Source organism: Pseudobutyrivibrio sp. AR14 (assembly GCF_900101325.1).
Classification (GTDB): domain Bacteria; phylum Bacillota; class Clostridia; order Lachnospirales; family Lachnospiraceae; genus Pseudobutyrivibrio.
Window position 1 is genome coordinate 1 of the sequence record NZ_FMUY01000010.1, and the last position, 13,973, is coordinate 13,973.

The following is a 13,973-nucleotide window of genomic DNA, read 5'->3' on the forward strand; positions in this document are numbered from 1 at the left end:
ACTTCCTGAGCCTTTGCCTGACCGCCGATTGCAGACCACATAGAAGCCCTATAGTTAAGGTCATAAGAAACGATTGTGCCGTACTTCTTTGCAGTCTTGATAGCCTTAACAACTGTCTTTGCTGACTGCTCTGAAAGAGCTGCATAGATTCCGCCTGTGTGGAACCATCTTACGCCAAGCTCACCAAAGATATAGTCAAAGTCAAAATCCTTATCTGTTGCCTGAGAAATAGCAGTGTTTGCTCTATCTGAGCATGAAAGAGCTCCTCTGATACCAAAGCCTCTCTCTACAAAGTTAAGACCATTTCTGCACTCACGTCCGATACCATCTGTCTTTTTCCAGTTAATAAGCTTTGTATCTACGCCACCCTGAAGGATGAAATCCTCTACAAGATGTCCTACTTCATTATCTGCAAATGCAGTAATAACAGCTGTATCCATGCCAAAACATCTGCGAAGTCCACGGATTACATTGTACTCTCCGCCGCCTTCCCAGACTTTAAATTCTCTAGCAGTTCTAATACGTCCCTCACCTGGATCAAATCTAAGCATTATCTCACCGAGACTAACTGCATCATATTTACAATTTGCTTTATCTTTTATATTAAGATTAGTCATATTTACTCGTACTTATAATTTGTTGATGTTATAAAATTAAGTTTTATTTTTGAATTAAGCTCTTTAAGCTCTGCAGAAATCATCTCATTTCTTTTTTCTGCATTATTCGAAAAGGCATACTCTAACTCTTTGTTATAATAGTCCTTTCCATAATAACCATTATATCCATCAAGTCCTGCGATATATACTTCACTAACTCCTAATGCGTTTAACAAACGAATTAGCATAAGCCCTGAATTATCCATTATTTCAGGATTCGCGCTTGTGTACTTGCTGTATTCAACTACATAAGTATCGGACTTATTATTTTCCAAATTAGAAGTTAGAATACAAGGAACAGTCAAGTTGTCCTGAATCTTTGCAAATCGCTTCATGTTATTACTAAATACGTAGTCGACATTCATGTCATCAGGCAAGAAATTAACTGCAATTGTAATAGTATCTGCTACATCAACATACTCTTTAACTGCAGATTCGTTTTCTTTTATTGAACGTCCTGGTGCTAAAAGAACAATTCTCTTCCCCTTAAAGATTTCACCTAAAGTCTCACATGTTTTTGAATCATCATAATTCTTCTGCATGTATTCACGATAAAACTCATTGGCCTTATCCTTTGAGAACTTTGCTTTATACTCTTTAGGAATTCCAGAGAGAATCTCTCTGAAATCTTTTGCATTTAATGAATCTTTTTCAGCAAGATAAATTGCATAATTTGGATGACATCCGATTGTTGCTGACAAATATAACGGAAGTGAATAACCCCAAAATTTTTCTCTATAAATGTCTGCAAGATACTCGTCCATAATCTCAAGCATAGGCTCAATATTATAATTTGTATCATAATTTTCATTCATATATTCAGCAAAGAGTTCGAGGTTAAGATTTCCAGCACCTCTACCCATACCAAATATACATGCATCAACAAGAACATCCCTTTTTAGGTTAAGTTCAACCAATGCCTCTGCATTTCCAAATGCCTGCTGCAGATTATTATGCGCATGATATGCAAGGGTAATACCATCATTTAGATTATGATCAGCCAAATAACACATTCTAAGGAATTGCTTTCTCTTGAATAATCCGAATGTGTCAACCAATGATACCGCGAATGGATTTAATTTATTGAACTTCTTAAGTCCTTCAATAAACTCTTCATCCTCATATGCATCCGTACTTACAAAGTTTACAGAAATGAAATAACCTAATTCCTGGATTCTCTCACAATAAGTATATGCTTCTTCAATCTTATCTTTTTTGAAAATCACTCTAATTCCATCTATAGATGTACCATCATATGGTGGGATTGAATCAAGTTCAACCGGAGCGCTCATATCAAGCATTCCGACATACTTTAATCCCTCTTTCTTTGGAGTAATCATAGGGATAAAATCTGCAACAGTTGGAAACACCGCTTTGTCAGGATTGTATTCCTTACCTTTTAAAAACCCTACTTCTAAGAATTCAATTCCAGTATTAGCTATCTTTTGGCAGAATCCTTTGATAGTGTCTTCCCCAAACATCCAATCATTTACATAACCACCATCTCTTAATGTACAATCTAGTAAATGAACTTTGCCCATGTTATTCCTCCATCATTGGAACAATCATAATATTCTTTAATTCTTCTCTAGGTAAGAATGGTGCAAGATCCTCAAGTGGAGGACTTACAAGTGTTCCATCTTCTAATCGCTTAGTAGCACTCTTTGGCTCCCAAACTTGCTTTGTATCTGTAAATATTTCGCAGAACACAGGACCATCCATAGATAATACTTCATCTACCACGCTCGTCATTTCCTCGTTCGAATGTGCGCTAAAGTATGGATAACCAAAAGCCTTTGCAATCTTCTCAAATTCAGGGAATGATAAATCTCCTGATTCTTCTCCTATACCAACTTTGCAATGATCCTTGAATAAATTGTTCTGTGTAATTCTTATTGAATGATATCCATTATTGTTAATAAGGAATATCTTAATTGGTAATTTATTTGTGAGTACAGTCTGTAGTTCCTGAAGATTCATCATGATACTTCCATCACCTTCAAGACAGATTGTCTCTTTTCTTCTACCACCAATACATGTACCTATTGCAGCTGGAAGACCATATCCCATACTTGCAACTGCACTGTTGTTAGCCATTCGGCTACCTTTTTTTATTACATAGGCCTGATTTCCAACGACACAGCAAGCACCGTTTGAAACTGCTGTTAAACTATTTTCAGGAAGCTTGCCACTCATATATTTCATAAATGCATATACGTTAGCACCATCCTCAGAACTGTTCCATTTTGAATCATCTACTACAGGATAGTTCTTCTTCCAATTCTGGCATGTTTCTAGCCACTCTGTACCAGTAAATACTTTATCGTCTTCGATAAGACTATTCATTTTTTCAAGGAAATCCTTTGCATCTGCCCATATAGGCATATCAACATGCAAAGTAGGCTTCTTCATCTCAGCCTTATCAATATCAATCATGATAACCTCAGCTGATCTAGCCCACGTTTTCCAGTTATAGCCTACCTGCCTAATCGAAATACGTGTACCAAGTGCAATCACTAAATCTGCATTTTGAATAGCCCAATTGCCTGGTCTATCTCCCATATTTCCAGCTCGACCTACGTAAAGTGGATTATCGTCTTCGATTAAGTCAACTGCATTCCAGTATGTAACAATAGGAATATTAAGCTTTTCAGCAACTTCTCTAAATACGTTGTATCCACCTGATAATCTGATTCCATAACCAGTATGGAATACTGGTCGCTTAGCTCTTTTAATCTTTTCAATTACAGTATTAACTACATCATCTGATACTTTAGGTGGAAGCTTTGCGTCATCTTCTGCTGGGTCATATCCTTCTAATTCATCTGTTTCAATATAGAATCCCTGGTAATTTACAGGTATATCAATCCATACCGGACCTGGTCTTCCAGTAGTTGCCAAATGCCATGCTTTTTCAAGCGCATATCTAATCTGACTGATATCCTCAATCATCGTTGCATACTTAGTCATAGGTTCAACTGAACGAACAATATCGTACTCCTGATCACCCATTGCTCTAAGACGCTCACCTGTATACTCAAGCGCATAACGAGCAGTAGTATCATATCTAACCTGACCACTTATGATAAACATAGGAATAGAATCCAACCATCCGCCAAGTACTCCGGTTAATGCGTTGGTTCCACCTGGTCCTGTCGTAACGCAAACCGCTGCGATCTTATTATCAATACGAGCATAGGCTTCTGCTGCAATAGCACAAGCCTGCTCATGATGATTATATGTTACCTTTAACCCTTCGTTATGTCCAAGTGCATCGTTTAAGTGCATTGCGCCACCACCAACTACACTAAAAACATCAGTCACACCGTGTTCTACTAAAAAGTTTGCCACATAATCTGCAAGTCTAATTTTCATCGTTTATTCCCCTTACTGATTAACAGCCTCTGTAATAATCTGTGCCATATAATCAATCATCTCATCTGTCATTCCTGGATATACACCTACCCAGAAAGTATTGTTCATGATGTACTCTGTATTCTCAAGCGCACCTACTACACGATAAGCATCTGTATCTCTAATCTGATCAAAGCATGGATGCTTAATGAGATTACCAGAGAAGAGAAGTCTAGTCTGAACATTGTGCTCCTCGATATATTTTGTAACATCATTTCTCTTTACACCAGACTCTGGCTTAACAGAAATAAGGAAACCAAACCAGCTAGGCTCAGAATTCTCTGCTGGAGCTGGAAGGATAATCTTGTCAGCTGCTGAGCTCTTTGCAAGTGCATCATGAAGTCTAGCCCAGTTGTGACGACGTCTTTCGATGAATGAAGGGAACTTCTTGAGCTGCTCCACACCTACTGCTGCCTGTAAGTCCGTAACCTTAAGGTTGTAGCCAAAGTGGCTGTATACATACTTGTGATCATATCCCTGTGGAAGCTGACCATACTGACCATCATATCTATGTCCACAGAAGTTATCCTGACCAGATGGGCAAATGCAATCACGACCCCAATCACGGTATGAAAGGATAAGTCTATGAAGCTGAGGGTTGTTTGTATAAACACAACCACCCTCACCCATTGTCATGTGATGTGGTGGATAGAATGATGATGTACCGATATCTCCCCATGTACCTGAGAATCTAGTCTCACCATCGATTGTGTACTTAGTTCCAAGTGCATCGCAGTTGTCCTCTACAAGCCATAAATTGTGCTTGTCACAAAATGCCTTAACTGCCTTTAAATCAAATGGATTACCAAGTGTATGAGCAATCATAACAGCCTTAGTCTTTGGGCTAAGTGCTGCCTCAAGCTTTGTAGCGTCAATATTGTACTGAGGAACAGTAACATCCACAAATACTGGAACTGCTCCATACTGAATCATAGGTGTAACAGTAGTAGGGAATCCTGCTGCAACAGTGATTACCTCGTCACCACGCTTAATCTGTCTATCACCAAGCTCTGGAGCAGTAAGTGTCATAAATGCAATAAGATTTGCAGATGAACCAGAGTTTACAAGGTGAGCAAACTTAACGCCAATCCACTGTGCAAATTCCTTCTCAAACTGGTCTGAAAAACGACCTGTTGTAAGCCAGAAATCAAGCATAGCATCTGTAAGAGACTGCATCTCCTTCTCGTCATATACACGGCTAGCATAGCTAATTCTATCGCCCGGCTTAAAGTTCTCCTTTGACTCCTTTGGAGCCTTAAAATCATGATAAAAATCTGCTACAAGAGCCTTAATCTGCTCTCTTGCTTCTTCTTCATTCTTCCAATTAGACATAAAAAATTCCTCATTTCCAATTTATAAATCTATTTTTGATTATACCACCATTTTTGTTGGCATTTTTACCATTTCTTCCATGGAGCCTTGCCATTTGCTAACATCTCATCCAACTTTTCCATCTCGTGCTTAGTATCCATGCACTGCCAGAATCCATCATATGTGTAGCTCATAAGCTCTCCCTGAGCAGCAAGCTTCTCAAGAGGCTCTCTCTCAAATACAGTCTCATCACCATCGATGTAATCAAATATCTCTGGCTGAAGTACCATATATCCAGCATTGATAGGCACACCGTCAGAAGCTCTCTTCTCTCTAAATCTCTTGACAGCATTATCACCACCAATATCAAGAACACCCTTAGACTGATCCTGGCGAACAGCTGTAAGTGTTGCTATCTTACCATGAGACTTGTGGAAATCTACAAGCTCATTAATATTAACATCGCACACACCATCACCATAAGTCATTAAAAATGGCTCGTCACCGATGTATTTCTGGATGCGCTTGATACGACCGCCAGTCATTGTCTTAAGCCCTGTATCGACTACAGTTACCTTCCATTTATCGAGGTACTGATCGTGAACAATTATATTTCTCTCACCATTTGAATAGTCAAATGTGATATCACTATTATGAAGGAAATAATCCGCAAACCACTCCTTAATAACATGCTGCATATAACCGGCACAGATAACAAATTCATTGTATCCGTAGTATGAATACTCCTTCATTATGTGCCATAAGATAGGCTTGCCACCAATCTCAATCATTGGCTTTGGCTTATACTGTGATTCTTCTGAGATTCGAGTTCCGAATCCACCTGCTAAAATTACTACTTTCACTATTCTACCTTCTTTCTTACTTGTAGCTCAATTAAGTTTCTTCTACCGAAATGTATTGCACAATTATATCCTCACCATTTTTTTGATGGTTATATGTTCTAAACTGGATACCATTAACAACACCTGTAATCTTTAGTTTGACTACTATTTTATTGGAATCTTTATATTCTTCTTCGTATGAAATATTATCTTGCTCACCTTCAGAGATTATTTCATATTCGCATTTATCTAGATTTTCTCCGATATACGTAATTATATAGTCCCCGTCCTCCAAGATACTATATGGACCACATATTAAGCCTTCTTCATGTATATTAATTACACCGCCCTCAAAACTTACTTTGTCATTAAAGAACATATCCTTTGAAGTTAGAAAGCTATCACTGTATGAATCAGCAAATAATGGACCTATATCATATGGATAAACTAGGACCCTAAAATGCTTATTAACATAAGACTCCAAATAAACATTGTACGCGAAAGCGTCTTTAATTTCAAATTCCTCGATTGGTTGTCCTAGAAAAGAAACATTAGCTTTTTCTTCTTCCGTATCATCTATAATTAAAAATGAATTACCTCCGCTATTATTAAACACAGCTTTATCAGTTAACCATAGTTGTTGTGTTACGTTATTGGGTTCAAATGTAATGGCACCTGTTTTTATCTTATTGTCTGAATAGGTCTCTAATTGATAGGCATTCCAATAAGTCCCATAGCCTTTGGTTAGCCCTTTCTCGACAAATATTCTTGCTACTTCTTTTTGTCTATTAAGCTTTGTCTGCCATCCCTTACTTTCATCCAAAAGTCCCTTCACACCATATACGCATACAACTATCGCTGCAATACTAAATAGAACGTTAAGGATTACTTTTTTTGGTAGCCAATATTTCCATACATAGGTGCTGGAAATAATAAAACAAATAAAAATAGAACTCAATAAATATCTAGCATCATATAATCCTAAGAACAAAGCACATATGATAAAAACAAGATTATGTGCAATTCCAAAAGCTACATAAAATTGAATCTCTTTCGTTTCTTTTTTTATTTTCAGCAACTGTAATATAGGTATTATTACTAACAAAAAAACAAGAAATACTACACCTATATAAAAGAGAAGATTCTTTTGTTCTAATCTAAAATTTAGTGCAATAGAATCTACCATTCCTAAAAAGTTCTCTTTTAGATCTTTGAATGATGTAGCAATAGACATAAAATGCTTATCCGATACAGCCTTTGTTGCCATCTTACGATGCGCAACTATATATTTAAACATTCCATACCCAATCAAAGCTGGAAACATAGAAAAAATAACATTTCGTACAACTACTACAATTGCACTTCTAAAAGTTACAATCTTGCTTTCTTTTTCACCTATTATTCTAGCTAATTGTATTAATCCTACAGCACCTATCAGTGGAAGTATTAATTCAGCAAAGAATCTAATACCACAAAGCCCCATCATGAATGTTAATATAGCAAATAATAAATATTTTCTTATATCTATCTTCCAGGAAGAAACAGTCTGCTCGTATATATGCAAATAATAAGTTGCTACAAATGTAATAGCAAATAGCTGTACTGTATACGCAGCTTCATAGATTATTAATGACCTTGCATTAAAACCTGTCAACAATAAAAATATTAAAGGTACAATTATCTTCCATGAACTACAATTAAATATCCTTTTTGATGTGTATATTACACCTGCCACAGATAACATAAAAACTTCAGCCGACGCCAAAGCTCTCGCGAAGCTTAAATCATGTATTATTAGACTATTTATGATTGCTAATGGTGTAACATTAAACACATACAGCTCATTGTTTACGAAATACCAATCTCTAGGAATTAATGTGTGCTGTTCAACACAACTCCTCAGATATCTAAAAGGCAAGCTAGCATCACCGTGAACACGTACCTGCCCTATAGTTAATATGTTATAAACTATTACACACACAGATATTAGAAATACTAATTCAAATATTGTTTCTTTTTTGTTATGCAACTTTTGTATGTATTTCATGCCTAAAATATTTTCCTTTACAAAAAAAACAACTAGTGCCTAAACAGGTATTTCAGATGCGAATTGCTCAAATATTAACCTGCATAAGAAGTCACTAGCTGTACGTAATTATATGTAATTATGAGGATAGTTGCAAGTTGAGTTGCATGCAATCTATCCTTTTATATTTTCTACTCTTCCTCCTCGAAATCATGTTCGCAGAACAAGAACTTCCTGCTAGCCAGTAATATCGCTATAGAAATAATACTAATCAGCGCATACACCGGCTTCTCATGGCCTACCACAAGACCTCGTGCTATAGCAAATATAAGCACCTCTACAATTGTATTCATAGAGTGCTTTATAAGCATGCGGACAAATTCCACTACAATGACTACATTAAATGCCACGATAAGGATGTCATCCATGTAGTCGCCCAGTGGCATGTCTGCAAATGCAATTACATGCAAAAATAGCTGCACACAGCCATAACCTACGCCTATAAATAGGATGGCTGCCACTATCTTCTCTAGTCGTCCTGGAAGCTTTATTAATTCTGTGTGAAATCTTTCTCTTAATGATTTGTTCATTAAATCTCCTTTATCTTACAATCTTTTCAAAATCAGCCTTTGGATGCTTGCAGATAGGACAGATGAAATCATCTGGAAGCTCTTCTCCTACCCACTCATATCCGCATATACGACAACGCCAAATAGTCTCACCCTTAGGAGTGGTGCCCACTGCCTCAGGCTTTGGCTTGATATTATCCTGGTAATAACTATATGTACATGAAGGAACTGATGTAAGCACTTCCATTGCTGTAGGCTCACAGATGAATAATGTATGAGAACCTAAATCAACTGTATCTTTTACTTTTAATGAAAAGTATGCATTAGTCCCAGCTGTAATGTAAGGTACCCCATTCTCAGCAGTCTTGTAATTAGCTGCAGGATAATCTGCAAACTTATCTACATTTCTACCTGACTGGAATCCAAAATGTTTAAACAAATCAAAGCTTGCTTCTTCACTGATTACAGATACATTGCACACACCAGTGGCCTTTACCATATCGTGGGTATAATTAGCCTTGTTCATAGCTACTGTAATCGTGTTAGGCTCAGATGCAGCCTGAATAGCTGTGTTAATAATACAGCCGTTAATCTTAGACCCCTGCACTGCTGTACATACAAACAATCCATAAGATAACTTAAACATTGCCTTTGTGTCCATTGTTCCCATAATCATACCTCCTTGATTGTTATACTCTTATCTTAGATACAGTATAGCAAATATAAATTATCCTTCTATATTTTTTTCTAATAATCCTTTTTGTTATCTGACTCTCTCTAATAAAAAGGACTGACCCTCTGGTCAGTCCAAATATATATTTACATATTTATTTCAACGAATACTTATCCCCATACATCCTATCATACTGTAGCATCCACATACTAGAAAGCACCTGCTTCTGTTCGTCTGTGAGCTCTACCATCTCATCTGTCTCTGGATTAATGCAGATGTTGCCAGATACCATAGTAGGTACATCAGCTGTAGCCACATAATTCATATATGGGTCAGTTGCCATGCCTAGCTGCTGAAGGAACATAGGTGTAAATCTATATGCTGGCACATCGGCACCAAATTCAAACTCAGCTCCATAATTGTTCCAAACTAAAATAGGTGTCTGGTACTCCTGTATAATCTCCTCAGTGGTAGTAGGATTAACTCCAAAATACCTAAGAGCCGGACAGTGATCTCCCCAGAATACAATAATTACATGATTATCAACTGCTGAGAAATACTCAAGAAGGGCTCTAAACTCTTCCATAGATGCAGCCTCTAGGTTCAAATAGTTCTTTAATTCCCTGTTCTCAGGAATATCGGTATTCATATCTATCTCAACACCGCCATGGAATGAGTAGCTGTATGCACCATGATTCTGAGTAGTGACAACATGGGCAAAGTATGGCTTTGATGTATCACGATTATTGTAGTCATTAATCAAGGATACGTAGGCATATAAGTCATTAGCCCACTGACCAGTCATATATTCCTCAGGTGTCTCTCCAAGCTCCTCAGAGAAAATCATTCTGTCAAATCCAAGATTAGCATAGGCTGTTCTTCTATCATAAAACTCACCTGTATTAGTGTGAAGACCTACCGTCTCATATCCCATGTCGTTCATAATACTCACAAGTGATGTCTCTCCCGCAGAAATCTGATTGTTAAGAGGGAATCCACCTGTGTTAGAGTGACGATAGCCTGTAAGCATCTCATACTCTACATTTAAAGTGCCACCACCAGCCTGAGGGCTGACTAAATCTCCTACGTAGAAATCCTCATCTAGCTCGTGGAGATAGTTGAGAGGATCTGCATTCCACTTGCAATCGTATATCTTTGACATATCATAAAGGGACTCGCATTGGACGTATATAATATCAGGCTTCTCACCATCAAAAGCTGATGAGCCTATACCATTATCGGCAATAAATGTCTGAACATACTCCTCAGAGTATCCATCTGGCGCCTGAATATCCCTAGGCAATGCCTTCATAGTACCTACAAAATAGCCATTGCTAGTGTAGTACTCCTGAAGATTAAGTACTACTGTCTCGCCTTCTCTTTTTATAATAAAATCGTCTAGATTATTCAAATATAATCCAAAAGACAACATGGAAACTCCAAGAATACCAAGTCTAATATATAGATTTGATGTCACGGATTTCTTCCATAGTAATAATGCTAAAAGAATAGAAACCACCAGTGATATCCAAAACAATCTTGGAATCACAATATTATATCCACCAACGACCTTTGCAGCCTCTCCAGCCATCTGTAGCTGAGAGAATGTAAATGCCTCTCCACGCATTTCGTAGTAGTTATATCCAACCAGAGAGAACACACCTGTTAAAAGTACTCCAAGTGGAATATATATAGAATAAAGCTTAACAGCCATTAATACGATTATATTTAGCAATGCCAGGCCAACTAAGTTAGCAATTACATAGTAGCCCGCTCTTTCCTTTGCAAGGAACGAGAAAACTTCTGCATCAAATAGCGTATTGCCATTATAAAGCGCCTCGATAAATAGATACTGAAATATAATAAATCCAACAACTGCTACAACTTCAAGTATTTTGCAAATGACTTTTGCTGCCTTTTTCTCACGCCAAATATATAAAGCAAATGCAATAGCTGTAGCCACAGCAATGCCTACAAATACTTTTAAATAGTCTACAAAAGCATTTACTTTTGTAATAGCTACTCTAGATACTGACGCCTTACCCTCACCCTGGTAGAATACTCTTACCTCAAAATCCTTTATTGGCTCATCTAAAGTAATTTTTATTTTCTTACCCGGCTCAAATACACCCTGGCCATATACCTTATCATAATTGGCTGAGAAGAAATCATAGGTATTCTCCTCTGATTTGTTGGAACCATAAATTACGATATTATATTCGCCTTTTGAGAGATATACCGCATGTCCGTATATTATTGAACCTGCTGCACCCTCCTCCTCTACAGTTACAGTATCTTTTGCCAGTTCAAACTCTGTCTGGCACTCTGCTGCTGAATAAATAATCTTTCCAAATAAATACTGGTAGCTAGCATAGGCTAACATTCCAACGAAAATTGCTACCCAAATATACTTCTTAAAACTACTGAACTTCTCTGCTAAGGATTTCATTTTCTATATAACTCACTTTCTCACTATAATCCCCAACATTTAACTCCCATATTCTATTTCCAGCCTCATCTTCGCCAGTCAATTTGAATCCATAATCTCCGTAGAATTCCTTTACCATGCCATTCTTTGGAGTTGGATAATAATGCCCTACTATTTTGCAAACGCCCCTTGCTTTTGCTTTTAATACCAGCTCATTCATCATCAGGTCTTCCATGCCGCGCTTAAGTACTCGGCAACTCATGAGCCATAGACTAATATCCAGTGTATCCCCTACTATTTTGCCAGCCACTACAGTGACAATTCCATTGTCCGCAAACTTGTCTACAAGACGGCCAGCCATGCATATATAGTCATCTGACTCTTCCATAGCTCTGATATCATCTTCGCTACATCTGAGAGTTGTAAGATTAAACTGATTTGATTTGTTTGTCAACTGTGCCACGCGTTGCACAATAATCGGCTCAAATCCTGTGATTGTCGCCTTCATGTCTAGGCTCTTAAGATAGTCGCTGTAATCTGCAAATGCAGCCTTGGCCTTTGAAGCCTCAGCCTTGGCATGATACATATCTGTCTTTTTCATGTCCTCAGCTGATAGATTAGTAACCTCAAAATATCCGCTATGGTCTAGCACCTTAATATAATTTTCTGCTCCATCCATAGCAGGAACTGCTACTCCAGGAAGCTGAGCTGATACAATCTCTCGCTCTGCAGGATTATCGTCCGCAAATACGAAGCTATCGACGCCAAGTGTCAATTCAGATGCCATTTGCTCCAGATTTCTATCCTTTGGCTCCCAGTTTGCCTTGATGTCTACAAAATCATCTGGTCGAAGAACACCATCTGGATGATTAAGACCTGCCAGAGCATTTGCCTCTTCATTTTTAGAATCTACTGCAAGCACCGCACCTATATCCTTAAGATTCTTGCAGTACTGCTGAAACTCAGCATATACCTGCCCCTGTGGAACCTCTGGTCCGATTTTGATTCCCTCTACGCCGTCATCACCTACGATACCGCCCCAGAGAGTGTTATCAAGATCCAGCGCCAGCACCTTCTTATTACGTCCGTAGATAGACTTGATAATGAAAGCTACCGACTGAGCAATATATGGAATGGCATCCATATTTATGCACTTGTACATGTTCCAGTATTTGGCATCGTTCCACTGAGAGATACCAAAATCAGCTGCCAAATAGTCAATATCATTGATATAAAATCCTGTGTGCCCATCAGCATACTCATAGAACTTCTGATTAAGTCGAGTGACAAAATTAGCTCGACCTCTATAATCCCACACATCTCGATTACCCATGAGTCTGTAATTAGGTCGCTCAAAATTATTCTGGATAATAGGACAGTTAAATTTCTCTGAAAGCCTCTGCCACATTCCCTCAAATCGCTGATACTCGCCCGCAAGTATATCATCAACTTGTGTTTTATCCATGTTCATCTGTGGAAAATCAATTATATTTCTCCAATTGGTGTGGATAAATATAATATCTGGGTCAAATCCATCTAGCTCTGGAGAGCCAAACATGGCATTCTCCCAGTATTTTCCATACTCTGACTGATAGAAATCTGCCTTTATTCCATAAGACAACAAAAACAGTTCCAGCTGGTCAACCACCTCATTTGTGGTGGAACCACCCAGAACTGCTATCTTCTTTTCTATAAGATTAGGCTGCTCTAAAAGGGTACGCCTTATAGAGGCCTTCTTCCTTCTCAGTGTTTTTACGTCTATCGGATAATTAAAACAATCCATAATCTACACCCTTTATTTAACAAATTAGCAGTGTGCTAAGACTACGTCTACCATGCTGCCTACATTTTTAAGACCTGCAGCCTCATCCATACTAAACTGGAATCCAAACTCATCCTCTACCATCTCGATAAGGTTCATCTGCATCAGTGAATCCCAGTCAGCAATGTCGTTTGCTGTAGTTGCATCACTTACCTCGATACTCTCATCATCAAATGCGTCTCTAAAAATCTCGTTTATCTTTACTAATACTTCTTCTCTAGTCATTTTATCT

Annotated in this window: 10 protein-coding genes and 1 pseudogene; all 11 read right to left on the reverse strand. The window is 37.9% G+C overall.

The features are described 5' to 3' along the window. Positions 1-617: pseudogene (locus tag BLP50_RS09845) on the reverse strand (sugar kinase); the annotation flags it as partial. A gap of 2 nt (positions 618-619) precedes the next feature. Beyond that, complete coding sequence (locus BLP50_RS09850; protein ID WP_090154209.1) at positions 620-2,197, reverse strand: aldolase catalytic domain-containing protein; 1,578 nt, start codon at positions 2,195-2,197, stop codon at positions 620-622. A 1-nt stretch (position 2,198) separates the two neighbouring features. After that, positions 2,199-4,031, reverse strand: coding sequence for a thiamine pyrophosphate-binding protein (locus tag BLP50_RS09855; RefSeq protein ID WP_090154211.1), 1,833 nt, complete (start codon positions 4,029-4,031; stop codon positions 2,199-2,201). Between the two features lie 12 nt (positions 4,032-4,043). Further along, complete coding sequence (gene rfbH, locus BLP50_RS09860; protein ID WP_090154213.1) at positions 4,044-5,402, reverse strand: lipopolysaccharide biosynthesis protein RfbH; 1,359 nt, start codon at positions 5,400-5,402, stop codon at positions 4,044-4,046. 65 nt (positions 5,403-5,467) lie between these two features. Beyond that, positions 5,468-6,244, reverse strand: coding sequence for a glucose-1-phosphate cytidylyltransferase (rfbF, locus tag BLP50_RS09865; protein ID WP_090154216.1), 777 nt, complete (start codon positions 6,242-6,244; stop codon positions 5,468-5,470). 31 nt (positions 6,245-6,275) lie between these two features. Further along, positions 6,276-8,270 (reverse strand): hypothetical protein, encoded by a 1,995-nt coding sequence (locus BLP50_RS09870; protein ID WP_090154218.1) that lies wholly within the window; start codon positions 8,268-8,270, stop codon positions 6,276-6,278. Positions 8,271-8,440: 170 nt separating this feature from the next. Further along, on the reverse strand, positions 8,441-8,839 hold the full coding sequence (locus tag BLP50_RS09875) for a hypothetical protein (protein WP_090154220.1): 399 nt from the start codon (positions 8,837-8,839) through the stop codon (positions 8,441-8,443). 10 nt (positions 8,840-8,849) lie between these two features. After that, positions 8,850-9,479: a flavin reductase gene (locus BLP50_RS09880; RefSeq protein WP_090154385.1), complete on the reverse strand. Its 630-nt coding sequence runs from the start codon at positions 9,477-9,479 to the stop codon at positions 8,850-8,852. A gap of 166 nt (positions 9,480-9,645) precedes the next feature. Beyond that, positions 9,646-11,940: an LTA synthase family protein gene (locus tag BLP50_RS09885; protein WP_090154222.1), complete on the reverse strand. Its 2,295-nt coding sequence runs from the start codon at positions 11,938-11,940 to the stop codon at positions 9,646-9,648. Next, positions 11,912-13,702, reverse strand: a complete 1,791-nt coding sequence (locus BLP50_RS09890; RefSeq protein ID WP_090154223.1) for an HAD-IIIC family phosphatase — start codon at positions 13,700-13,702, stop codon at positions 11,912-11,914. Before BLP50_RS09890 ends, BLP50_RS09885 begins: the two co-directional genes overlap by 29 nt. A 24-nt stretch (positions 13,703-13,726) precedes the next feature. Then, positions 13,727-13,966 (reverse strand): acyl carrier protein, encoded by a 240-nt coding sequence (locus BLP50_RS09895; RefSeq protein WP_090154225.1) that lies wholly within the window; start codon positions 13,964-13,966, stop codon positions 13,727-13,729. Positions 13,967-13,973 lie beyond the last annotated feature (7 nt).

Bases quoted from the DNA above. Each gene is read 5' to 3' on its own strand.
- BLP50_RS09895 (WP_090154225.1), bottom strand. From the start codon at position 13,966: ATGACTAGAGAAGAAGTATTAGTAAAGATAAACGAGATTTTTAGAGAC.
- BLP50_RS09880 (WP_090154385.1), bottom strand. From the start codon at position 9,479: ATGGACACAAAGGCAATGTTTAAGTTATCTTATGGATTGTTTGTATGT.
- rfbH (WP_090154213.1), bottom strand. From the start codon at position 5,402: ATGTCTAATTGGAAGAATGAAGAAGAAGCAAGAGAGCAGATTAAGGCT.
- BLP50_RS09855 (WP_090154211.1), bottom strand. From the start codon at position 4,031: ATGAAAATTAGACTTGCAGATTATGTGGCAAACTTTTTAGTAGAACAC.
- BLP50_RS09875 (WP_090154220.1), bottom strand. From the start codon at position 8,839: ATGAACAAATCATTAAGAGAAAGATTTCACACAGAATTAATAAAGCTT.
- BLP50_RS09850 (WP_090154209.1), bottom strand. From the start codon at position 2,197: ATGGGCAAAGTTCATTTACTAGATTGTACATTAAGAGATGGTGGTTAT.
- BLP50_RS09885 (WP_090154222.1), bottom strand. From the start codon at position 11,940: ATGAAATCCTTAGCAGAGAAGTTCAGTAGTTTTAAGAAGTATATTTGG.
- BLP50_RS09870 (WP_090154218.1), bottom strand. From the start codon at position 8,270: ATGAAATACATACAAAAGTTGCATAACAAAAAAGAAACAATATTTGAA.
- BLP50_RS09890 (WP_090154223.1), bottom strand. From the start codon at position 13,702: ATGGATTGTTTTAATTATCCGATAGACGTAAAAACACTGAGAAGGAAG.